Source organism: Streptomyces scopuliridis RB72, from assembly GCF_000718095.1.
Lineage (GTDB): Bacteria > Actinomycetota > Actinomycetes > Streptomycetales > Streptomycetaceae > Streptomyces > Streptomyces scopuliridis.
The window spans coordinates 68350-90381 of the sequence record NZ_JOEI01000012.1; the positions used below are offsets into that span (position 1 = coordinate 68350).

Sequence of the window (22032 nt, forward strand, 5' to 3'; positions counted from 1 at the left end):
GATTCAGCGCCTCCTCAGCAGCAGCCGGGCCTCGCCGACCGTGATCACCGAGCCGGTGACCAGGACCCCGGCGCCCGCGAACTCGGACTCCTCCTCGGCGAGCGTGATCGCCGCCTCCAGCGCGTCATCGAGGCGCAGCTCGACCTGGACGCGGTCATCCCCGAAGACCTCGACGGCGACGGCCGCCAGCTCGTCCGCGCCCATCGCGCGGAAGCTGGAGTTCTGCGTGACGACGATCTCCGTACAGATCGGCTCCAGGGCCTCCAGCACCCCGCGGACGTCCTTGCCGTCGCTGGAACCCACCACCCCGATCAGCCGGCTGAAGCCGAACGACTCGGTGAGGGCATCGGCCGCGGCACGGGCCCCGGCCGGGTTGTGCGCCGCGTCCAGCACCACCGTCGGCGAGCGCCGTACGACCTCAAGGCGGCCGGGCGAGGAGACCGAGGCGAACGCCTTGCGGACCGTGTCCATGTCGAGCCGGCGGGCGTGCTGCGCGCCGATCCCGAAGAACGCCTCCACGGCGGCGAGCGCCACCGACGCGTTCTGCGCCTGATGCGCGCCGTACAGCGGGAGGAAGATCTGCTCGTACTCACCGCCGAGACCGCGCAGCGTCAGCAGCTGGCCGCCGACCGCGATCTCGCGGGCGACCACACCGAACTCCATGCCCCCGCGCGCGACCGTCGCGTCCACGTCGACGGCCTTCTTCAGCATCACCTGCGCGGCGTCCACCGGCTGCTGCGCCAGGATGACCGTCGAACCCGGCTTGATGATCCCTGACTTCTCCACGGCGATCTCGCCAGGAGTCGAGCCGAGCCGGTCCGTGTGGTCCAGATCGATCGGCATGACGACGGCGACGGTGGCGTCGATGACATTCGTCGCGTCCCAGGTGCCGCCCATGCCGACCTCGACCACGGCGGCGTCCACCGGCGCGTCCGCGAAGGCGGCGTACGCCATGCCGGTCAGCACCTCGAAGAAGGAGAGCCGGTACTCCTGCGAGCCGTCGACCATCTCCACGTACGGCTTGATGTCCTGGTACGTCTCGATGAACCGCTCGGCGGAGATCGGGGCGCCGTCCAGGCTGATCCGCTCGGTGATGGACTGGACATGCGGGCTCGTATACCGGCCGGTCCGCAGATCGAACGCGCCGAGCAGCGCCTCGATCATGCGGGCCGTGGAGGTCTTGCCGTTGGTGCCGGTGATGTGGATCGACGGATAGGCGCGCTGGGGATCGCCCAGCACATCCATCAGACCCTGGATCCTGACGACCGACGGGTCGAGTTTCGTCTCGCCCCAGCGGCCCGCCAGCTCCTGCTCGACGGCGCGCAGCGCCTTGTCCACCTCCGGGTCCTCGGGGCGTGCCGGGACGCCGTCGTCCTGCGCGGGCCCGGACTGGGCGCGCAGCGTACGGCTGCCGGCCTCGATCACCGCGAGGTCGGGGTCTCGGTCGGTCGCGGCGTCGACGATCTCATCGAATTCGTCGTACTCGCCGGGCTGGTCGGAAGGACGGTGCTCGCTCACGCGACCAGTCTACGGAGCGCCACCGACACCGGTCGCCCCGCGCCCCCGGCTCGGTCCTGTCCAGGTACGACAGCGGGGCCCCGGCCGGGTGGCAGGGGCCCCGCTGTCGTGTGCTCGTAGAGGGTCAGCCCTGGGGCAGGCCCGCCAGCTGCGCGGTCAGCCGCTCGATGTCCGCCTCGGACTTGGCGAGCCGGCCACGGATCTTCTCGACCACATTGTCGGGGGCCTTGGCGAGGAACGCCTCGTTGCCGAGCTTCGCCGTCGCCTGCGCCTTCTCCTTCTCCGCCGCGCCGAGGTCCTTCGTCAGGCGCTTGCGCTCCGCCTCGACGTCGATCGTGCCCGACAGGTCGAGCGCGACCGTCGCCCCCTCGACCGGCAGCGTCGCGGTGGCGTGGAAGCCCTCACCCTCCGGCTGGAGGCGCAGCAGCTGCCGGATGGCCGCCTCGTGCGCGGCCAGCGGCGTACCTGTGAGGTCCAGCCGCGCCGGGACCTTCTGGCCGGGCTGGAGCCCCTGGTCGGAACGGAACCGGCGGACCTCGGTGATCACCTGCTGGAGATGCTCGATCTCCCGCTCGGCCGCCGCGTCACGGAACCCGCTGTCGGCCGGCCAGTCGGCGACGACGACCGACTCCTTGCCGGTGAGCGTGGTCCAGAGCGTCTCGGTGACGAAGGGGACGACCGGGTGCAGCAGGCGCAGGGTGACATCGAGGACCTCGCCGAGGACCCGTCCGGAGACCTTCGCCGCCTCGCCGCCCTCGATGAACGTGGTCTTGGAGAGCTCCACGTACCAGTCGAAGACCTCGTCCCAGGCGAAGTGGAAGAGCGAGTCCGACAACTTCGCGAACTGGTAGTCCTCGTAGTACGCGTCGACCTCCGCGACCACGGCGTTCAGCCGCGACAGGATCCACCGGTCGGTGGCGGACAGCTCGGCCGCGTCGGGCAGCGGGCCCTCGACGGTCGCGCCGTTCATCATCGCGAAGCGCGTGGCGTTCCAGATCTTGTTGGCGAAGTTCCGGGAGCCCTGGACCCAGTCCTCGCCGATCGGCACGTCGATGCCCGGGTTGGCACCGCGGGCCAGGGTGAACCGGACCGCGTCGGAGCCGTACTTGTCCATCCAGTCCAGCGGGTTGACCGCGTTGCCGAAGGACTTCGACATCTTCTTGCCGAGCTGGTCACGGACCATGCCGTGCAGCACGATCGTGCTGAACGGCGGCGTGCCGTCCATCGCGTACAGACCGAACATCATCATCCGGGCGACCCAGAAGAAGAGGATGTCGTAGCCGGTGATCAGGATCGAGTTCGGATAGAACTTCTCGACGCTGGGGGTCTGTTCGGGCCAGCCCAGCGTGGAGAACGGCCACAGTCCCGACGAGAACCAGGTGTCCAGGACATCCGTGTCCTGCGTCCAGCCCTCGCCGGCCGGCGCCTCGTCGTCGGGACCGACGCACACCATCTCGCCGTTGGGGCCGTACCAGACGGGGATGCGGTGGCCCCACCACAGCTGCCGCGAGATGCACCAGTCACGGAGGTTGTCGACCCACGCGAAGTAGCGCGGCTCCATCTCCTTCGGGTGGATCGCGACCTTCTCGTCACGGACCGCGTCCCCGGCGGCCTTCGCCAGCGGCTCGACCTTGACCCACCACTGCATGGACAGCCGCGGCTCGATGGTCGTCTTGCAGCGTGAGCAGTGCCCGACGGAGTGGGTGTACGGGCGCTTCTCGGCGACGATCCGGCTGTCGGCCCGCAGCGCGGCGACGATGGCGCTGCGCGCCTCCATCCGGTCGAGCCCCTCGAACGGGCCCGGGACGGTGATCACGGCGCGCTCGTCCATGACCGTGATGTTCGGCAGGTCGTGGCGGCGGCCGATCTCGAAGTCGTTCGGGTCGTGCGCCGGGGTCACCTTGACGGCGCCCGTGCCGAACTCGGGGTCGACGTGCTCGTCCGCGACGACCGGGATCGTACGGTCGGTGAGCGGCAGCTTGATCCGCTTGCCGACGAGGTGCGCGTACCGCGCGTCGTCGGGGTGGACGGCGACGGCCGTGTCACCGAGCATCGTCTCGGCGCGGGTGGTCGCGACGACGACGGAGTCCTCGCCCTCGCCGTACTTCAGCGAGACCAGCTCGCCGTCGTCGTCCTGGTACTCCACCTCGATGTCGGAGATCGCGGTGAGACAGCGCGGACACCAGTTGATGATGCGCTCGGCGCGGTAGATCAGCTCGTCGTCGTAGAGCTTCTTGAAGATCGTCTGGACGGCCTTGGACAGCCCCTCGTCCATGGTGAACCGCTCACGCGACCAGGCGACCCCGTCCCCGAGCCGGCGCATCTGCCCGGAGATCTGCCCGCCGGACTCGCCCTTCCACTTCCAGACACGCTCGACGAACGCCTCGCGCCCCAGGTCCTGCCGGGACTTGCCCTCCTTGGCGAGCTCGCGCTCGACGACGTTCTGGGTGGCGATGCCCGCGTGGTCCATGCCGGGCTGCCACAGCGTCTCGTAACCCTGCATGCGCTTGCGGCGGGTGACGGCGTCGATGAGCGTGTGCTCGAAGGCATGCCCGAGGTGGAGGCTGCCGGTGACGTTCGGCGGCGGGATGACGACGGTGAACGGCGGCTTCCCGCTCTTCTCGTCGGCCTCGAAGTAACCGCGGTCTACCCAGCGCTCGTACAGCTTCCCCTCTACCTCGGCCGGAACGTACTGGGTCGGCAGTTCGGGGTTGCTGGCTGGCTGCTGCTGAGTGTTCTCGGTCACGGGGCACAGTTTAGAGGTGTCACGGCCCCGTACTGAAACGGGATAGTTCGGTAACGGTGCGGCCCCGGGTGACCGCGGTCACTGGCTCTTCCGCCAGGATGTTCGGAACGCATAAACATCTAACAGGGGACAGCACATGAGTTACAACCAGCCGGGCCCGTACGGCGGGCAGCCTCAGCAGCCCGGACCGTACGGCCAGCCAGGTCCTTACGGCCAGCAGCCGCCGCAGGGGCCGCCGCAGCCCGGCTACGGTTACCCACAGCAGCCCCCGCAGGGCGTCCCCCCGCAGCCGCCGCAGGGGTACGGCTACCCGCAGCAGCCGGGCCCGTACGGCCAGCAGCCCCAGCAGCCCCCGTACGGCCAGCAGCCCCCTTACGGCGGCGGCCAGTACCCGCCCCCTCCGGGCCCGGCCCCCAAGAAGAACACGGGCCTGATAGTCGGCGCGTCCGTGCTGGCGCTGGCGGTGATCGCGGGCGGCGCCTACTTCCTGGTGGGCGGCGGCAGCGGCTCGGTCGCGGACGACGGCAAGAAGTACAAGCTGACGACGCCGGAGTCGGTGCTCGACGGCGCGTACGAGAAGTCCGGGGAGTCGGACGGCAACACCATGACCAAGAGCGACGCCGAGGAGGCCAAGAAGTGGGGAGTCAACGACCCTACGGCCGTCGGCTCCGCCTACAACGCCGGGAAGGGCGCCACGCAGAAGTCCCTCCAGTTCAACGGTGTCTACGGTCAGATCGACGACCCGGAGAAGGTCATCGACGCGATGTTCGCCGAGTCGAAGAAGAACTCCACCTCGTCCGACGGCAGCGACGAGAGCATCGAACTCGTCGGCGAGCCGAAGGAGTTCACGCCGGACGGCTTCGACAACGGCGTCATGAAGTGCCAGGAAATGAAGTTCAAGATGACCGAGGCCGCCGGCAGCAGCGCGGGTCCCGGCTCCTTCACGATGCCGATGTGCATCTGGGGCGACCACAGCACCGTGGTCTACGTCGTGTCGAGCGACGCCGCGGCGATCCTCACCGGCAAGAGCATGACGCTGGACGAGGCCGCCGCGCAGGCCGCGAAGCTGCGCAACGAGGTTCGCGTCGAGATCAAGTAGTCGAGATCAAGTAATGGACGTCACGCGTACGGCAGAGGGGCGCCCGGCCGGTTGGACCGGCCGGGCGCCCCTCTGTCTGTTTCGCGTACGCGGACCGCTACGCGGACTTCTCGTGGCGGCCGTCGCTCTTCACGATGCGCGGCTCGCGCGGGACCAGCGTCGGGTTCACGTTGTCGCGGACGACCTCCGCCGTGATGACGACCCGGGCGACGTCCTTGCGGGACGGCACCTCGTACATCACCGACTGGAGCACCTCTTCGAGGATGGCGCGCAGACCGCGCGCGCCCGTGCCGCGCAGGATCGCCTGGTCGGCGATGGCCTCCAGGGACGGGCGGTCGAAGTCCAGCTCCACACCGTCGAGTTCGAAGAGCCGCTGGTACTGCTTCACCAGCGCGTTGCGCGGCTCGACGAGGATCTGGAGAAGGGCCTCGCGGTCCAGGTTGTGGACGGAGGTGAGGACCGGCAGCCGGCCGATGAACTCCGGGATCATCCCGAACTTCACCAGGTCCTCCGGCATGACCTCCTGGAACTGGTCGCTCGCCTCGATCTCGCGCTTCGAACGGATCGTCGCGCCGAAGCCGATGCCCTTCGCTCCCGCGCGCGACTCGATGATCTTCTCCAGGCCGGCGAAGGCGCCGCCCACGATGAAGAGCACGTTCGTCGTGTCGATCTGGATGAACTCCTGGTGCGGGTGTTTCCGGCCGCCCTGCGGCGGTACGGAGGCGGTGGTGCCTTCCAGGATCTTCAGCAGGGCCTGCTGGACGCCCTCGCCGGAGACATCGCGGGTGATCGACGGGTTCTCGCTCTTGCGGGCGACCTTGTCGATCTCGTCGGGCTCCTGCCCGACGACGTACCCCTCAAGGAACTCGTAGATCTCGCGCGGCTTGGGCAGTTCCTCCCACCGCACCTCGGAGGTCTCCGCGAGCTCCTCCTCGATGATCTCGTTGCAGAGGTCGATGCACTCGTCGCAGATGTACACACCGGGACCTGCGATGAGCTTCTTCACCTGCTTCTGGCTCTTCCCGCAGAACGAGCACTTGAGCAGATCGCCGCCATCACCGATGCGTGCCACGAGGTGCTTCCCCTTCGCCTGGGAGCAGCCTGGTTCAGCGGCTCCTGTGCCTCATATCCGACGGTACCTTGCCCGGGCCCCCGTTCGGGCCCCCCTTGGCGCGGTTCACGTGGTCGTGGGACCGCGCCAAGGGCGCCGGGTGTGTCAGGCGGCCGCAGCGGCCGTGGTCTTGCGGGTCGACACGATCTGGTCGACCAGGCCGTACGCGAGCGCGTCCTCGGCGGTCAGGATCTTGTCACGCTCGATGTCGTCGCGGACCTTCTCGATCGGCGTCGTCGAGTGCTTCGCCAGCATCTCTTCGAGCTGGGCGCGCATCCGCAGGATCTCGTTGGCCGCGATCTCCAGGTCGGAGAGCTGCTCCCGGCCGGTCTGGCTCGACGGCTGGTGGATGAGCACGCGTGCGTTCGGCAGCGCCAGTCGCTTGCCGGCGGTGCCGGCGGCGAGCAGGACGGCGGCGGCGGAGGCGGCCTGGCCCATGCACACGGTCTGGATGTCCGGCTTCACGAACTGCATCGTGTCGTAGATGGCGGTGAGCGCCGTCATCGAGCCGCCGGGGCTGTTGATGTAGATCGAGATGTCGCGGTCCGGGTCCATCGACTCCAGGCAGAGCAGCTGCGCCATGACGTCGTTGGCGGAGGCGTCGTCGATCTGCACCCCGAGGAAGATCACGCGCTCCTCGAAGAGCTTCGCGTACGGGTCGTACTCACGCACGCCCTGCGAGGTGCGCTCCACGAAGCGCGGGACGACGTAACGGTTGTCCACCTGCGGGCCGGTGTAGAGGCCGCTCGCGGAGTAGTTGTTCATGTGGGTGTTCACCATCCTGTGGCGTTCGGTGGGCTGGGCCGGCTGGTCGGGGCTGGTGATCTCAGGCCCCGGTACCGCCGCCGCCCGGAACACCCGAAGCAGCGGAGATGATCTCGTCGATGATGCCGTAGGCCTTGGCCTCCTCGGCGGTGAACCAGCGGTCGCGGTCACCGTCGCGGATGATCGCCTCTTCCGTCTGGCCGGTGTGGCGCGCGGTGATCTCGGCCATGCGCTTCTTCGTACGGAGCAGCTGCTCGGCCTGGATCTTGATGTCGGAGGCGGTGCCGCCGAGGCCCGCGGAGCCCTGGTGCATGAGGATGTCGGTGTGCGGCAGCGCGAAGCGCTTGCCGGCGGTGCCGCCCGTCAGCAGGAACTGGCCCATCGAAGCGGCGAGGCCCATACCGATGGTGACCACGTCGTTCGGGATGTACTGCATGGTGTCGTAGACGGCCATACCGGCGGTCACCGAGCCACCGGGGCTGTTGATGTAGAGGTAGATGTCCTTCTCGGGTTCGGCCGCGAGGAGGAGGAGCTGCGCCGTGATCTTGTTGGCGATGTCGTCGTCGACCTGCTGGCCGAGGAAGATGATCCGCTCTCCGAGCAGCCGGCTGTAGACCTGGTCGCCGAGGCCACCACCGAGGGACGGCTCACCGGCGGCGTAAGGCATCAGATTCGTCACGTATACACCTGCTCGTCTCTGACGGCTGCGGCCGTCTCAGCGTCTTCGTACCGGGGACGGGAGACTCCCCTGCCCTCGTATTCATGGACCCTAACGCGCTGGTCGGCGCGGGCCATCCCGCTTCCGTGGCTGTTCGCTGGGAGCGCAAGGCAGTTGGGGCTCCGTACGGCCCTGAGCGGGCCTGTTGGCCCTCTCCCGGCCCCCGGTGCCACCCCTGGCGCCGTCGGCGCGCTGCGCGGCTCCGGGGGGCCTTACGGCTCCGGGGCGGACAGGACGGGCCCCGGTCGCGTGGTGCGTCCGGGGCCCGTCCTGGCGTTCAGAGCGAGACGGCTCAGGCCTCGTTCTTGTCGGCCTTCTCCTCGGCCTTGTCCTCAGCCTTGGTGTCGGCCTCGACGGCCTCGGTGGAGTCGGCGGCCTCGACGGTCTCGGCGGCCTCGTCGTCGTCCTCGTCGTCCAGGTCGACGATCTCACCGTTCGTGTCGGTCACCTTGGCGGCCTCGACGACCACCGCGAGCGCCTTGCCGCGGGCGACCTCGCCGACCAGCATCGGCACCTGGCCACCCTCGACGACCGCCTGGGCGAACTGGTCGGGGGACATGCCGGAGGACTGCGCGCGCCGCATGAGGTGCTCGGTGAGCTCCTCCTGGTTGACGTTCAGCTTCTCCTTGTTCACCAGCTCATCCAGGATGAACTGGGTCTTGATGCCCTTCTCCGCCTGCTCCTTGGTCTCGGCGTCGAACTCTTCCTCGGTCTTGCCCTGGATCTCCAGGTACTTCGCGAGGTCGAGGCCCATCTGACCGAGCTGGTGGTGCTCCAGGTTGTGCTTGCGGGTGTTGATCTCCTCCGCGAGCAGCTTCTCGGGGATCGGCACCTCGGCCAGCTTCAGCAGCTCGTCGAGGACGCGCTCCTGGGCCTGGGTGGCCTGGTCGTACTGCTTGCTGCTCTCCAGGCGCTTGCGGCTGTCCGCCTTCAGCTCGTCGAGCGTGTCGAACTCGCTCGCCATCTGCGCGAACTCGTCGTCCAGCTCGGGCAGCTCACGGGCGGCGACCTGGGTGACCTTGACGGTGACCTCGGCGGCCTTGCCCTCGGCGGCGCCGCCCTTCAGCTCGGAGGTGAAGGTGGCCTCGCCGCCGGCCTCCAGGCCGGTGACGGCCTCGTCGATGCCGTCGAGCAGCTCGCCGGAGCCGATGGTGTACTGCACGCCGGTGGCGACACCGTCGGGCAGCACCTCGCCGTCGGCCTTGGCCTCCAGGTCGATCGTCACGACATCGCCCTCGGCGGCGGCGCGCTCGACCGGGTTGGTGGACGCGAAGCGGTCGCGCAGCTGCTCGACCGACTTGTCGACGTCCTCGTCGCTGACCTCGATGGAGTCGACGGTGACCTCGATACCGGAGTAGTCCGGGATCTCGATGACCGGGCGGATGTCCACCTCGGCGGTGAAGGCCAGCAGCTCGCCGTCCTTGAGCTCGGTGATGTCGACCTCGGGCTGGCCGAGGACATTGAGCTCACCCTCATTGACAGCGTCGGTGTAGAACTTCGGGAGGGCGTCGTTGACGGCCTCCTCCAGCACGGCACCACGCCCGAACCGCTGGTCGATGACGCGGGCCGGGATCTTGCCCTTGCGGAAGCCCTTCACCGTGACCTGCTGGTTGATCTTCTTGTACGCCGCGTCGAGGCTGTCCTTGAGCTCCTCGAAGGGCACCTCGACAGTGAGCCGAACCCGGGTCGGGTTCAGGGTCTCCACGGCGCTCTTCACGGTTCGGTCTCCTTGGTGGCTGATTCTTGGGTTCTGCCGGTCCGCCGCGGTACGGCGCGATCCAGCGGATCGGCCCGGTTCCTCAGAGACTCTTCAGACACACGGGCACTCAGCTTGCATAGTAACCGCAAGCGGGAAGCGCCCCACAATGTGATCTTGTGGATGCGATCTTGAAAAGATGGTCGGGGTGGCCGGATTCGAACCGACGACCTTCCGCTCCCAAAGCGGACGCGCTACCAAGCTGCGCCACACCCCGTCGGTGCGACACGTAGGGTACATGCCCGCGAGGGTGCGGCCGACCGCTTTGACCGGTGCTTTGACCGCCGCTTTACCGGTGTGCGGCGAGCGCCCGGGACCCGCTACGATGTGGTCCGTACCGAGGCCGCATGACCTGCGGCACGACACGTGCGGGCGTAGCTCAATGGTAGAGCCCTAGTCTTCCAAACTAGCTACGCGGGTTCGATTCCCGTCGCCCGCTCTTGGCAGGAACGCCCGGTAGGAACATACGGGTCGGAGCCGGTTTCCGTACGACACGGAGACCGGCTCTCCTTGTTTCCGCCGCCGGCAGCGCTAGAAGCGGATCTGGTTGATCGTGTCGGCCAGGGAGTTGAGGAACCTGTTCACCGACGGAGCGATGTTGGTGGAGGCGAGGAAGAAGCCGAACAGGATCGCGACTATCGCGGGGCCGGCCTTGATCGAGCCGCCGCGAATGAGCACCACGAGGATGACCGCCAACAGAACCACCACAGACAGCGAAATGGCCACACTGATCACACCCTCGGTCGGTCGCCTGGCCCAGCCCCGGGGAGCGCGCACGCCACACCCCCGCTCCGACCATCGTGCCATCAACCTCCGTGCGGATGTTGGCCGGTGACGAATCAATGTGATCGCGATCGCGCCAACCGCGCCCCCCGCGCGCCGGGTTCCGCGCGACCGCGGCGCGCGCGGACCGCCCACGCGCGAAGAGCGCCTGGACGCGAATTCGAATCGATCGTTTCCCTATGCACACAGCTCATTCACAACCCATTCTCCTTATTTCGAATGACCGGCCGACGGACACATTGACCGGGGTCGACGGCGCGCGATCAATCCCGCAGATATGCCCCCTTTAACACTGATTAACCAGGGCATATCGCCCGGTTGTCGGCGGTTTCAGATTCGAATCGGTTACCTGCCGAGGAGGTTTTACGAATTGGTTTGAGCGCCGCTAGGGTGCCTCAAATGTTTCCGGCGCCACATACCTATGAGACGTCCCCGATCCCTCGCTCCTCCCCGGCCGCGGAGGTGGAATCCGCCGCCGGAACCAGACCGTCGGCGGTGGCCGACACGCCGGTGCCGACCGGGCAGCGGCCCGCCGGTCCGGCCATGGATCCGCACGCGACGTCCACCAAGCGGGACGCGTTCTTCGACAACGCCAAGTACCTGGCGATCGTTCTGGTGGCGGTGGCGCACTTCTGGGAACCCGTCATGGACGGCAGCCGGACGACGCGCGCGCTCTATCTGGCCGTCTACGCCTTCCACATGCCGGCCTTCATCCTCATCTCCGGCTACTTCTCCCGGAGTTTCGCCGCCCGCCCGCACCAGATCAGGCGCCTGGTGACCGGGGTCGCCGTGCCGTACGTGGTCTTCGAGGTGGCGTACTCGCTCTTCAAGCGGTACGCGGACGACAGCCCGGACCAGCCCATCAGCCTGCTCGACCCCTGGTATCTCACCTGGTTCCTGGCCGCGTTGTTCATCTGGCGGCTGACCACCCCGCTCTGGCGCACGCTGCGGTACCCGCTGACGGTGGCGCTCGCCGTCGCCTCGCTGGCGTCGCTCACACCGGGCATCGGCGAGGACCTCAACCTCCAGCGCGTGCTCCAGTTCGCGCCGTACTTCGTCCTGGGGCTGCTGCTCAAGCCCGAGCACTTCCAGCTGGTGCGGCGGCGCGAGGTCCGGATGCTCGCCGTGCCGCTGTTCGCGGGCGCGCTGGTCTTCGCGTACTGGGCGGCCCCCCGGATGCCGGCCGGCTGGCTCTACCACAGCGCCAGTGCCCAGCAGTTGGACGCCCCCTGGTGGGCCGGGCCCGTGATGACGTTCGCGCTCTTCGGCTGCTCACTGCTGCTGACGGCCGGATTCCTGGCATGGGTGCCCCGCCGCCGGACGTGGTTCACGGCGCTGGGCGCGGGCACGATCTGCGGCTATCTGCTGCACGGATTCCTGGTCAAGGGCGCGGTGTACGGCGGTCTCTTCGACGCGTACCCCTGGCTGTCCGGTCCCGCCGGGAAGGTCGCGCTGACCGTCGCGGCCGCCGCCGCGGTGACGCTGCTGTGCACGCCTCCGGTCCGGCGGCTGCTGCGCTGCGTCACCGAGCCCGAGATGCGGTGGGCGTTCAAGCGGGAGGCTTCTCGGTAAGCCGCGCGCGCCGGCCCTTCCGGCCCCGGCCCGACCAGCCCCGTCCAGCCCCGGCCCGTCCGGTCCGTTCCCATGTCCACAGTTGCTCAGTAAACCGTTTGGTAAACTAATTACTGACGATTCCTTGACGCATCTTTGACTTGACGGAGGAACGATCCCATCGGACACGCAGAGACCCTCATAGCCATGGGCGGCGCCTTCCTCGCCGCCGCCGTACTCGCCCGTCTGGGCAGCCGTATCGAGCTACCCACTATTCCCCTGTTCATCCTCGCCGGGATCCTGCTCGGCCCGCACACCCCCGGCATCGTGCTGGTCAAGGACCCGCACGAGCTGGAGATGCTCTCCGCCCTCGGGCTGGTCCTGCTGCTCTTCTACCTGGGCCTGGAATTCCATCTGGACGACCTCAAGGCGGGCGGCCGGAAGATGGCCCTCGCCGGCGGCGCGTATCTCGCGCTGAACGTGGGCGCCGGCCTCGGCTTCGGCTTCGCCCTCGGCTGGGGTACGTCGGAGGCGCTGGTGCTCGCCGGTGTGCTCGGTATCTCCTCGTCCGCGATCGTCACCAAGGTCCTCGTCGACATGGGCCGGATCGGCAACCCGGAGACCAAACCGATCCTCGGCATCATCGTGGTCGAGGACATCTTCCTGGCCCTCTATCTCGCCGCGCTCCAGCCCATCCTGTCGGGTGCGGACAGCGCCTCGGCCGCCGTCATGGACGGCGGGAAGGCGTTCGGCTTCCTGCTGCTGCTGGCGCTCGCCGCCCGGTTCGGCACGAAGGTCGTCGGACGGCTCATGAACACCAAGGACGACGAGCTGCTCGTCATCTCCTTCCTCGGCGCGGCGGTCCTCGTGGCCGGTGTCTCCGAGTGGTTCGGGGTCGCGGACGCCATCGGCGCGTTCATGGTCGGTCTGATGCTCGGCGGCACCACCTCGGGCCCCCGCATCCGCAAGCTCGTCCATCCGCTGCGGGACGCGTTCGGCGCGATCTTCTTCTTCGCCTTCGGGCTGTCGATCAACCCGGGAGATCTGCCGACGGTGCTGTGGCCCGTACTCGCCGCGGCGGCCGTGACCCTGGTGATGAACGTCGCCGCGGGGCTGACCGCGGCCAGGATCTTCGGTTTCGGCGCCCAGCCCGCGGCGAACATCTCGACGACCCTGCTGGCCCGGGGCGAGTTCGCGCTGATCCTCGCCACGATGGCGGCGGGCGCGGGCCTCGACAGCCGGCTCGCTCCGTTCATCGCGGGATATGTCCTGGTCCTCGCGGTCCTCGGCCCGCTGGCGGCGGGCAGGTCGCACTGGCTGGCCCGGATCCTGCCGGGTGGCGGGAAGGGCGGCGACGGCGGAGGTCCCGGGGGCAGCGAGCCCTTGTACGCCAAGGATTCGGGCGGCAGGGAGGCACCGGTGACGAGCTGACGCCCATGCTTTTACCACCACCCGCGACGGCCCGTACCACCCACCGCACTCCCCTCCGCCCGAGACGGCGGAGGGGAGTTCTGTGTGCGGGTCAGTGTCTGGCGGTGCGGGTCAGTGTCTGACGGGGGTTATGCCTCGCGGCAGATCAGCAGCAGCGCGCGGTCGTCGTTCACGTCCTTCGCGACCGCCTCGATCAGATGCCAGGCCGCGCCCTCGAAGCCCGGCACGACATAGCGGTCGGCCTCGCCCGTGAGGCGGTCGATGCCCTCGCCCAGATCGCGGCCCGGGGCCTCGACCAGCCCGTCCGTGAAGAGCATCAGCACGTCGCCGGGGCGCAGGGAGCCCTTGGCCGAGTCGAACTGCGCCCCGTCGTACACCCCGAGCAGCGGGCCCTCACCCGACTTCTCCTCCCAGCGGCCACTGCCCGCGTGGAGCTGGAGGGCGGGCAGATGGCCCGCCGACAGCAGTTCGAAGTCGCCCGAGTCCAGATCGAGGACGAGATGGATGGAGGTGGCGAAGCCCTCGTCCCAGTCCTGCCGGAGCAGATAACCGTTGGCCGCCGGGAGGAAGCTGTGCGGCGGGAGCGAGCCGAGGAGTCCGCCGAAGGCGCCCGAGAGCAGCAGGGCGCGGGAGCCCGCGTCCATGCCCTTGCCCGAGACATCGGTCAGGACGACTTCGAGCGTCCGGCCGCCGTTCGTACGGGCGGCCACCACGAAGTCGCCGGAGAAGGACTGGCCACCGGCCGGCCGCAGCGCCATCTCGCGGTGCCAGCCCTTGGGGAGCCGGGGCAGGGCGCTCTGCACCCTGATCCGTTCGCGCAGGTCGAAGAGCATCGTCCCGCCGCGCCGCCAGGGCACCCCGACCCGCGCCCTGAACTGGGCGATCAGCAGTCCGAAGAGCCCGCAGGCGGCGACCACCAGCACTGTGCCCGGGGTGACCCGCGCCGGACCGTCCGGATACGGGCCGAGCACCATCGACTCGACGATCAGCGCGGCGGCGGCCGCCGCGTACAGACTGAGCAGGCTCGCGGGCCGCAGCAGCAGCCCGCCGGCCACGATCGGGAGGACGAGCGCGGACGGCGCGCACCAGACGGGGATGGCGATCGTGGTGAGCGTGATGGCCGGGATGGTGAGCAGCAGACCGACGAGCGCGATCCAGTCGGAGCCGTCACCGCGGAAGTAGTCGACCCCGGATTTGCGCACGCCGTTGCGGACCCGGTGCAGCTTCCTGCGCATCCGGGCCGAGTACGACTCCGCTCCCGCGACACCGGCCATTGTTGTGGACCCTATCGATCCCCCCGCCCGGCGTGCAGGGGACCCCCGTGACATTGTGTTCGAAATCGGGTCGCCTCGTTGTCGTACCCCTGGTACTCATGGCATATGACTATCGAGCTACGGGTACTGGAACCGGCCGAATGGGACACCTGGTACGGGGCGTTGGAGCTCGCGTTCGGCGGTGTCCCGGAGACCGTCGGGGAGACCCGGCTGATGCGGGATCTCACCGAGTTCGACCGCTCGGTCGGGGTCTGGGACGGCGACGAGTGCGTGGGCACGGCGGGGGCGTTCAGCTTCCGGCTCTCGGTGCCCGGCGGTGTCCAGGTCCCCGCGGCCGGCGTGACGATGGTGAGCGTGGCGGCGACGCACCGCCGGCGCGGGGTGCTGACGTCGATGATGCGGCGCCAGCTCGATGACGTCAGGTCGTGGGGCGAACCGCTCGCCGTGTTGACGGCCTCCGAGCCGGTGATCTACGGACGGTACGGATACGGCGTCGCGACCGAGCATCTCTCGGCGGAGATCGACACCTCCCGGGTACGGATCGCGATTCCCGGCGGATCGGACGAGGTACGTCTTCGTCGGGTGAAACCGGATGACCCGGCCGTACGCGACGCGTGCGAGGCGGTGTACGCCGCGGAGGTCGCGGCGCGGCCGGGGATGCTCGCGCGCCGGCCGGGCTGGGAGCGGCATCCGGTCGTCGACGCCGGGAAGGTGAGGGACGGTATGTCGGCACTCCAGTGCGTGCTGGCGGAGCGGGACGGCGAGGTGGTGGGGTTCACGCTCTTCCACAACAAGCCGGAGTGGGACAGGTCGGGCCCCAAGGGCACGATCGAACTGCGGGATCTGTACGCGCTGGATCCGGTGGCGTACGCGTCGCTCTGGGACTTCCTCTTCTCGATCGATCTGACGTCGGCGGTCCGGGCGGGCAACCGGCCGGCGGACGACCCGTTCCAGTATCTGGTCTCCGACGTCCGGCGGTGCCGGCTGCGGCTGCGGGACTCGCTGCATCTGCGGCCGGTGGAGGTCGGGGCCGCGCTGGAGGCCCGTACGTACCGGACGCCGGTGGATGTGGTGTTCGAGGTGACGGACGCGTTCTGCCCCTGGAACGAGGGGCGTTGGCGGCTGTCGGGCGACGCCAAGGGGGCGACCTGCGAGCGCACCGCCGACCAGGCCGATCTGGCGCTGTCCGTGAACGAGTTGGGCGCGGCGTATCTCGGCGGCGTCTCCCTGGCGGCGCTGGCGCGCGCGGGACGGGTACGGGAGATACGTCCCGGAGCGCTGAGCGAGGCGTCGGCCGCGTTCTCGTCGGAGATCGCGCCCTGGCTGCCCCACGGGTTCTGAGCCGGAGGAGCCGGAGCTCAGCGCTGCTGGCAGCCCGGGCACCAGAACAGATTGCGGGCGGCGAGGGTCGCGGTGCGGATCTCGTCGCCGCAGAGCAGGCAGGGCATCCGCGCCCTGCGGTACACGTACACCTCGCCGCCGTGATCGTCGACGCGCGGCGGGCGGCCCATCGCCTCGGGGGTGTGCTCGGGACGGACGGTATCGATCCGGTTGTTCCGTACCCCCTCCCGCATCAGCGCCACCAGGTCCGCCCAGATCACGTCCCACTCGCGGCGGGTGAGGTCCCTGCCCGCGCGGTACGGGTCGATGCCGTGCCGGAAGAGGACTTCGGCGCGGTAGACATTGCCGACGCCCGCGATCACCTTCTGGTCCATGAGCAGGGCGGCGACGGTCGTACGGGACCGGGAGATCCGGGCCCATGCCTTCTCGTCGTCGTCCGTGCGGCGCAGCGGGTCCGGGCCGAGGCGGTCATGTATCGCCTCCTTCTCGGGGGCGGTGATCAGGGCGCAGGTGGTGGGGCCGCGCAGATCCATGTACGCCGTGTCGGAGGCGAGCCGCAGCCTGACCGTGTCCGTGGGCGGCGGGGCGGGCGCGTCACCGAAGCCGACCTTGCCGAACAGGCCGAGGTGGATATGGACCCAGCCCTGGTCGCCGAAGCCGAGGAAGAGATGTTTGCCGTGGGCGTCGACGGCGTCGAGAATCCGGCCGTCGAGGAGCGCCGCGCTGTCGGAGAACTTGCCCTGCGGGCTGCTGACCCGGGCCGGCCGGCCGCCGAAGCGGGCGAGATGGTCCTCGGCGAGCCGGTGGATCGTATGCCCCTCGGGCACGGGGTCTCCTCTGTGACAGGTCCTCGGTGTACGGACAGGCCTTGGGCCGTGGCATGGCTGTGCCGCCGGGGCGGACCCGGCGGCACGTGGTGAGTCCGGACAGGCCCTAGTCCTGCTGCGGGTGGTGGGCCGGGACCGGCGGCAGCTCGTGGGTCGACTCGTAGTCGGTGAGCATCTTGATACGGCGCGCGTGACGCTCCAGGCCCGAGTACGGGGTGGCCAGGAAGATCTCGACGAACTTCGTCGCCTCTTCCTGCGTGTGCATCCGGCCGCCGACGGAGATGACGTTGGCGTCGTTGTGCTCGCGCCCGAGCGCCGCGGTCTGCTCGCTCCAGGCGAGGACGGCACGGACACCCTTGACCTTGTTCGCGGCGATCTGCTCGCCGTTGCCGGAGCCGCCGATCACGACACCGAGACTGTCCGGGTCCGCGGCCGTACGCTCCGCGGCGCGCAGGCAGAACGGCGGATAGTCGTCCTCGGCGTCATAGATGTGGGGTCCGCAGTCGACGGGGTCGTGGCCGTGGGCCGTGAGCCACTCGACGAGGTGGTTCTTGAGTTCGTAGCCGGCATGGTCGGAACCGAGATACACGCGCATGGACCGAAGTGTGGCACGCGGGGTGTGGCTCGCGCTCCGCTGGGTAGCGGTCAGCGGGATCAATACTCCGGTAACCCCGCGTACGCCCCCGGGTAAAGAAACGGAATAGCCACTTCCGCCATCGGGGGGCCGGACGCTTGAATGCCGGAACTCATTACTTGAGTGGACCGTAGACGTAAGGATTGCCGCATGACCTCCCTGCCGTCCCCCACGAAGGAAGGCGGAACGCCCAGCGAGCCTGGGAATCCGCAGTCCTCCGACGGCCTGCAAGCCGGTCTCAAGAACCGTCATCTGTCCATGATCGCGATCGGTGGAGTGATCGGCGCCGGGCTGTTCGTCGGCTCCGCTTCCGGTATCGCCGCCGCGGGTCCCGGCATCCTGCTGTCGTACGCGCTGGTCGGCCTGATGGTCGTACTCGTCATGCGCATGCTCGGTGAGATGGCCGCGGCGCGGCCCAGCTCCGGATCCTTCTCCGCCTACGCGGACCAGGCGCTCGGCCGCTGGGCCGGGTTCTCCATCGGCTGGCTCTACTGGTTCTTCTGGGTGGTGGTGCTGGCGGTCGAGGCGACCGCCGGCGCCCAGATCCTGGAGGGCTGGATACCGGCCGTCCCGCAGTGGGCGTGGGCGCTGATCGTGATGGTCGTACTGACCGCCACGAACCTCGCGTCGGTGGCCTCGTACGGTGAGTTCGAGTTCTGGTTCGCCGGCATCAAGGTCGTGGCGATCGGGGCGTTCGTGGTCATCGGTCTGCTCGCCGTCTTCGGACTGCTGCCGGGGTCCGACAATCCGGGCGCGGGTCTCGCGCATCTCACGGACAGCGGCGGATTCCTGCCCAAGGGGCCCGGCGCGATCCTGACCGGCGTGCTGATGGTCGTCTTCTCCTTCATGGGCAGCGAGATCGTCACGCTCGCCGCCGGGGAGTCCTCGAACCCGCAGCGGGCCGTCGCCAAGGCGACCAACAGCGTGATCTGGCGGATCGCCGTCTTCTATCTGGGCTCCATCTTCGTCGTGCTGACGCTGCTGCCCTGGAACGATCCGTCGATCCTCAAGGAGGGCTCGTACGTCGCGGCGCTGAACTCGATCGGGATCCCGCACGCCGGGCAGGTGATGGACTTCATCGTGCTGACGGCCGTCCTGTCGTGTCTGAACTCCGGTCTCTACACGGCGTCCCGGATGGCCTTCTCGCTCGGCCTGCGCGGGGACGCGCCCAAGGCGTTCGCCCGGACGAACGCGCGCGGTGTCCCCACGGCCGCGATCCTGTCGTCCGTCCTCTTCGGGTTCGTCGCCGTCTTCTTCAACTACCAGTGGCCCGACACGGTCTTCGCGTTCCTGCTCAACTCGTCGGGCGCGGTGGCGCTGTTCGTCTGGCTGGTGATCTGCTTCACGCAGCTGAGGATGCGCGGGATCATCCTGCGCGAGGCGCCGGAGAAGCTGGTCGTACGGATGTGGCTCTTCCCGTATCTGACCTGGGCGACGATCGCGATGATCTCGTTCGTGCTGGTCTACATGCTGACCGACGACACGGCGCGCGAGCAGGTGCTGCTGTCGCTGCTGGTGGCGGCGCTCGTGGTGGCGATCGCGCTGGTCAAGGACGCGCGCGGGCGGCGGGAGAAGACGGCGGCGGAAGTCGACGGCTGAGGCGAAAGGCCGCGAGCCCCCGTGCGGCGATCACCGTGGTCGAGGCGAGGGCGGTCACAACCGTGCAGATGACCAGGGCGGGCCAGGCGTAGGTGACCTGTGCCAGGGTTCCGGAGCGGTTCATCAACAGGCCGAAGAGGGGGGCGAGTTGCGTGAGGAGCAGGAGGGGAAATGTGTACGGCAGCATCCGCGGCGTCACTCGCCACCACGGTTGCCGTGCGGTGCGCCGAGCCCATCGGCGGGCGTGAAGGACGCCACGGACGCCGAGGCCCGTAGCCAGCAGGGTGAGGGCCCCGAGGACCCAATCGGCCGTCATGGAAAACGGCTTGGCCACCTCAGGGTTCTCGCCCCGGGCGAGGTCGACGAGGCCCTGCGAGATCTGGGGGGCGTCGTCCCCGGAGATCATGCCGGTGTTGGTGACGACCGCGATCCCGATCCCGCTGTCGGGCAGCAGGGTCGCGATCGAGTTGTGGGTCAGGAGCTGGCCGGTGTGCTGGATCACCCTGGGCTCATCGTCCTGCGTGCTCTCCGACCAGCCCATCGCGTAGTGGCTGTCCCGCGGTGTCTTGGGCGGAGTGTGCGTGAGGTCGATGGTGCGTGCGGCGGCGATGCGCCGGCCGTCGGCGGACACGCCCTGGTTGTTCTGGGCGATCAGCCACTGCGAGAGGTCGTCGGCCGTAGTGACGACGCCGTGGCCGCCGGCGGTGAACCAGCGGGGGTGGGGACGGGAGAGCACCGTGCCGTACAGGCGGACGTAGCCGCGGGCTCGATCGGGCATGCCGTCGGTGGTGTCGACGGAGGCGGTGTGCGACATGCGCAGCGGCTGGAAGATCTCCGCGGACAGGTAGTCGGCGAAGGGCTGTCCGCTGACCACCTCGACCAGGCGGGCCGCGACGAAATAGTTGGGGTTGTGGTAGTTGTTCTCGGTGCCGGGCGCGGCGGCCAGGCGCGCCTCGCGCATCGCGGCGACCGCCTCCTTGAGCGTGTGCGGTTGGGCGCGGGTCAGATCGGGGTAGGCGGAGTCGGCCATGCCGGAGGTCTGGGTCAGCAGCTGCCGGACGGTGATCTTTTTGGCGCGCTGGTCGGCCATGGTGAACTCGGGCAGGTAGCGGTGCACGGGCCGGTCCAGGTCGACCTTGCCCGCCTCGACGAGCCGCATGACGGCAAGAGCGGTCATGGACTTCGACAGCGACGCCACCGGCATGCGCGTCTGTGCGGTCATGGCCTGCCCGGACGCGGCGTGCCCATAACCGGCGGTGTGCACAACCCGGTCACCTTTGGTCACGGCAACCACTGCGCCCGGCAGATCCGTCTGCTCCATGTAGTCCCGTACGTAACGGTCGATGGCGAGCGGATCCAGGGTGGCGGCGGGTTTCGCGGCGGAGGCGGGCGCGGCGGCGGACAACGCGGCCGCGATGCCGAGCGCGGCCACCAGGGCAGCCAGTCGGTGACGGGCGCCGGTGCGGTCGGTGAACATCTTCATGGAGCCCAGTGCACCGGTTCGGCCCCGGTCGGCGCTTTGGCGTACACGGGAGTCCAAAGGTAGTGCCGGCACTACCGCTTGACGTTCCCTGCCCCGGTACCGTCGGCGCGTGCGACACCGAACCGCGTGGCAGGCCCTGGCCCAGACTCCGCTGAAAGTGCTCGGCTCCAGCTGGCCCTGGCGGGCGTTCGCCTACCTGCTGTCCGGGGTCGTCTTCGGCGCCATCACCACGACCGTCCTGGTGATGATGCTGGTCGCGGGGGTCGTTTCGCTGATCGTGGCCGTGGGGGCGGTGCTCCTGCTCGGCGTCGCGCTGTCCGGCATCGTCGTCACCCGCTTCGAGCGGTGGCGCCTGCGCCTCGTGGACTTGGACCCGGTGCCGGACCCTCACCAGGCCCCCGAGCGAGCCGGGCTGCGCGGATGGCTGTACACGCGGCTGCGGGAGCCGGCGACCTGGCGCGAGCTCGGCTTCACCGCGGTGTCGTTGACCGCCTTGTGGTGGATGGATTTCCTCGTCCTGGGTTTCGCCCTGGTCGTCCCCGTGCTGGTGATGGTGTCGCCGGCCGACGATCCCGGTGCCTGGCCCTTGCTGATCGTCGGCCTGTGTCTGCTGCCCGCGGCGCCGTACACCATCACCGCCTGGGCCGGTGCGAGGGCCGCGATCACGCGTCTCATGCTGGCGCCCCGCGACAGCGAACTGGGACGCCGGCTGACCGACGTACGAGCCTCCAGGGCACGTCTGGTCGACGCCTTCGACGCGGAGCGACGCCGGATCGAGCGGGACCTGCACGACGGAGCGCAGCAGCGGCTCGTCTCCCTCAATGTGATGCTCGGCCTGGCCCGCCTCGATGCCGAGCCCGGCTCCCCCCTGGCCGGGCAGCTCGTCGACGCCCAGGAACAAGTCACCCTCGCTGTTGACGAGTTGCGCGAGCTGAGTCGCGGCGTCCACCCCAAAGCCCTCACCGACCACGGTCTGGCAGCGGCGGTCGAGAACCTCGCCACCCGCTCCGCCCTGCCTGTCACGGCCGACATCCGCCTTCCCCGCCGTGTGCCCGTCTCCGTGGAGACCACCGCATACTTCGTGATCGCCGAAGCCCTGGCCAACACCACCAAACACAGCCACGCGACCCAAGCCCGGGTGCACGCCAGCTCCTGAACCGCCGCCACGACCCCTTACAACGGCTCACTCCACGGGAACGCGAAGTCCTCGCCCTCATGGCCGAGGGCCACGCCAACGCCGAGATCGCCCGCGAGCTGTACGTCACCGAAGCGGCGGTGAACAAACACGTCAGCAGCATCCTGCAGAAACTCGAACTCCGCCTCGACGGCCAGGGGCACCGCCGCGTGCTCGCGGTCCTCACCTACCTCCGCGCGTGACCGGCGCGTCGGCCTTCAG

The 22032-nt window shown here is 69.0% G+C and carries 17 protein-coding genes, 2 tRNA genes and 1 pseudogene; 8 read left to right on the forward strand and 12 right to left on the reverse strand.

Annotated features, from left to right (window positions below; genetic code table 11):
- Positions 1–3: 3 nt before the first annotated feature.
- Positions 4–1518 carry a bifunctional tetrahydrofolate synthase/dihydrofolate synthase gene (gene folC / locus IF11_RS0116575; protein ID WP_030352378.1) on the reverse strand — a complete coding sequence of 505 codons (1515 nt, stop codon included), beginning with the start codon at positions 1516–1518 and terminating at the stop codon, positions 4–6.
- Positions 1519–1642: 124 nt separating this feature from the next.
- Entirely contained in the window at positions 1643–4264 is a 2622-nt protein-coding gene (locus tag IF11_RS0116580; RefSeq protein WP_030352379.1) for a valine--tRNA ligase, read from the reverse strand.
- Positions 4265–4400: 136 nt separating this feature from the next.
- On the opposite strand from IF11_RS0116580, the gene IF11_RS0116585 reads away from it, so the two are divergent.
- Positions 4401–5363, forward strand: a complete 963-nt coding sequence (locus IF11_RS0116585; protein ID WP_030352380.1) for a hypothetical protein — start codon at positions 4401–4403, stop codon at positions 5361–5363.
- 97 nt (positions 5364–5460) lie between these two features.
- On the opposite strand, the gene IF11_RS0116590 is transcribed toward IF11_RS0116585, so the two are convergent.
- The 5 genes from IF11_RS0116590 to IF11_RS0116615 form a co-directional block, all read right to left on the reverse strand.
- Positions 5461–6435, reverse strand: a complete 975-nt coding sequence (locus IF11_RS0116590) for an ATP-dependent Clp protease ATP-binding subunit ClpX (RefSeq protein ID WP_030352381.1) — start codon at positions 6433–6435, stop codon at positions 5461–5463.
- Between the two features lie 144 nt (positions 6436–6579).
- Entirely contained in the window at positions 6580–7254 is a 675-nt protein-coding gene (locus IF11_RS0116595; protein WP_030352382.1) for an ATP-dependent Clp protease proteolytic subunit, read from the reverse strand.
- Between the two features lie 46 nt (positions 7255–7300).
- Positions 7301–7906: an ATP-dependent Clp protease proteolytic subunit gene (locus tag IF11_RS0116600; RefSeq protein WP_030352383.1), complete on the reverse strand. Its 606-nt coding sequence runs from the start codon at positions 7904–7906 to the stop codon at positions 7301–7303.
- Between the two features lie 343 nt (positions 7907–8249).
- Positions 8250–9674, reverse strand: a complete 1425-nt coding sequence (gene tig / locus IF11_RS0116610) for a trigger factor (RefSeq protein ID WP_030352384.1) — start codon at positions 9672–9674, stop codon at positions 8250–8252.
- Between the two features lie 179 nt (positions 9675–9853).
- A tRNA-Pro gene (locus IF11_RS0116615) sits at positions 9854–9930 on the reverse strand.
- A 151-nt stretch (positions 9931–10081) separates the two neighbouring features.
- Here IF11_RS0116615 and IF11_RS0116620 point away from each other — a divergent pair.
- Positions 10082–10152 (forward strand) — tRNA-Gly (locus IF11_RS0116620).
- A 92-nt stretch (positions 10153–10244) separates the two neighbouring features.
- Here IF11_RS0116620 and IF11_RS0116625 read toward each other — a convergent pair.
- Positions 10245–10439 (reverse strand): hypothetical protein, encoded by a 195-nt coding sequence (locus IF11_RS0116625; RefSeq protein ID WP_030352385.1) that lies wholly within the window; start codon positions 10437–10439, stop codon positions 10245–10247.
- Positions 10440–10895: 456 nt separating this feature from the next.
- Here IF11_RS0116625 and IF11_RS0116630 point away from each other — a divergent pair, with 456 nt between their 5' ends.
- Positions 10896–12068, forward strand: a complete 1173-nt coding sequence (locus IF11_RS0116630; protein WP_030352386.1) for an acyltransferase family protein — start codon at positions 10896–10898, stop codon at positions 12066–12068.
- Positions 12069–12254: 186 nt separating this feature from the next.
- The gene (locus IF11_RS0116635) at positions 12255–13478 is read left to right on the forward strand and encodes a cation:proton antiporter (RefSeq protein WP_037727916.1); all 1224 of its coding nucleotides are present in this window, start codon (positions 12255–12257) and stop codon (positions 13476–13478) included.
- Positions 13479–13606: 128 nt separating this feature from the next.
- On the opposite strand, the gene IF11_RS0116640 is transcribed toward IF11_RS0116635, so the two are convergent.
- The gene (locus IF11_RS0116640; RefSeq protein ID WP_030352388.1) at positions 13607–14752 is read right to left on the reverse strand and encodes a PP2C family protein-serine/threonine phosphatase; all 1146 of its coding nucleotides are present in this window, start codon (positions 14750–14752) and stop codon (positions 13607–13609) included.
- Between the two features lie 105 nt (positions 14753–14857).
- Between IF11_RS0116640 and IF11_RS0116645 the strand changes: the two genes are divergently transcribed.
- The gene (locus IF11_RS0116645) at positions 14858–16093 is read left to right on the forward strand and encodes a GNAT family N-acetyltransferase (protein ID WP_030352389.1); all 1236 of its coding nucleotides are present in this window, start codon (positions 14858–14860) and stop codon (positions 16091–16093) included.
- 17 nt (positions 16094–16110) lie between these two features.
- Here IF11_RS0116645 and IF11_RS0116650 read toward each other — a convergent pair whose 3' ends face one another.
- On the reverse strand, positions 16111–16920 hold the full coding sequence (locus IF11_RS0116650) for an Fpg/Nei family DNA glycosylase (RefSeq protein ID WP_030352390.1): 810 nt from the start codon (positions 16918–16920) through the stop codon (positions 16111–16113).
- A 106-nt stretch (positions 16921–17026) separates the two neighbouring features.
- Positions 17027–17515, reverse strand: a complete 489-nt coding sequence (locus IF11_RS0116655; protein WP_030352391.1) for a ribose-5-phosphate isomerase — start codon at positions 17513–17515, stop codon at positions 17027–17029.
- Between the two features lie 189 nt (positions 17516–17704).
- Between IF11_RS0116655 and IF11_RS0116660 the strand changes: the two genes are divergently transcribed.
- Entirely contained in the window at positions 17705–19153 is a 1449-nt protein-coding gene (locus tag IF11_RS0116660) for an amino acid permease (protein WP_030352392.1), read from the forward strand.
- Here IF11_RS0116660 and IF11_RS0116665 read toward each other — a convergent pair.
- Positions 19101–20636 (reverse strand): serine hydrolase domain-containing protein, encoded by a 1536-nt coding sequence (locus tag IF11_RS0116665; protein WP_106979188.1) that lies wholly within the window; start codon positions 20634–20636, stop codon positions 19101–19103. The genes IF11_RS0116660 and IF11_RS0116665 overlap by 53 nt on opposite strands.
- Positions 20637–20745: 109 nt before the next feature.
- Between IF11_RS0116665 and IF11_RS0116670 the strand changes: the two genes are divergently transcribed.
- Positions 20746–21792 (forward strand): sensor histidine kinase, encoded by a 1047-nt coding sequence (locus IF11_RS0116670; protein ID WP_078490729.1) that lies wholly within the window; start codon positions 20746–20748, stop codon positions 21790–21792.
- A pseudogene (locus tag IF11_RS36710) lies at positions 21780–22013 on the forward strand (response regulator transcription factor); the annotation flags it as partial. The gene IF11_RS0116670 and the pseudogene IF11_RS36710, both read left to right, overlap by 13 nt.
- Positions 22014–22032 lie beyond the last annotated feature (19 nt).

Bases quoted from the DNA above. Each gene is read 5' to 3' on its own strand.
- IF11_RS0116585 (WP_030352380.1), top strand. From the start codon at position 4,401: ATGAGTTACAACCAGCCGGGCCCGTACGGCGGGCAGCCTCAGCAGCCC.
- IF11_RS0116595 (WP_030352382.1), bottom strand. From the start codon at position 7,254: ATGGTGAACACCCACATGAACAACTACTCCGCGAGCGGCCTCTACACC.
- IF11_RS0116600 (WP_030352383.1), bottom strand. From the start codon at position 7,906: ATGCCTTACGCCGCCGGTGAGCCGTCCCTCGGTGGTGGCCTCGGCGAC.
- IF11_RS0116630 (WP_030352386.1), top strand. From the start codon at position 10,896: ATGTTTCCGGCGCCACATACCTATGAGACGTCCCCGATCCCTCGCTCC.
- IF11_RS0116635 (WP_037727916.1), top strand. From the start codon at position 12,255: ATGGGCGGCGCCTTCCTCGCCGCCGCCGTACTCGCCCGTCTGGGCAGC.
- IF11_RS0116640 (WP_030352388.1), bottom strand. From the start codon at position 14,752: ATGGCCGGTGTCGCGGGAGCGGAGTCGTACTCGGCCCGGATGCGCAGG.
- IF11_RS0116645 (WP_030352389.1), top strand. From the start codon at position 14,858: ATGACTATCGAGCTACGGGTACTGGAACCGGCCGAATGGGACACCTGG.
- IF11_RS0116655 (WP_030352391.1), bottom strand. From the start codon at position 17,515: ATGCGCGTGTATCTCGGTTCCGACCATGCCGGCTACGAACTCAAGAAC.
- IF11_RS0116660 (WP_030352392.1), top strand. From the start codon at position 17,705: ATGACCTCCCTGCCGTCCCCCACGAAGGAAGGCGGAACGCCCAGCGAG.
- IF11_RS0116665 (WP_106979188.1), bottom strand. From the start codon at position 20,636: ATGAAGATGTTCACCGACCGCACCGGCGCCCGTCACCGACTGGCTGCC.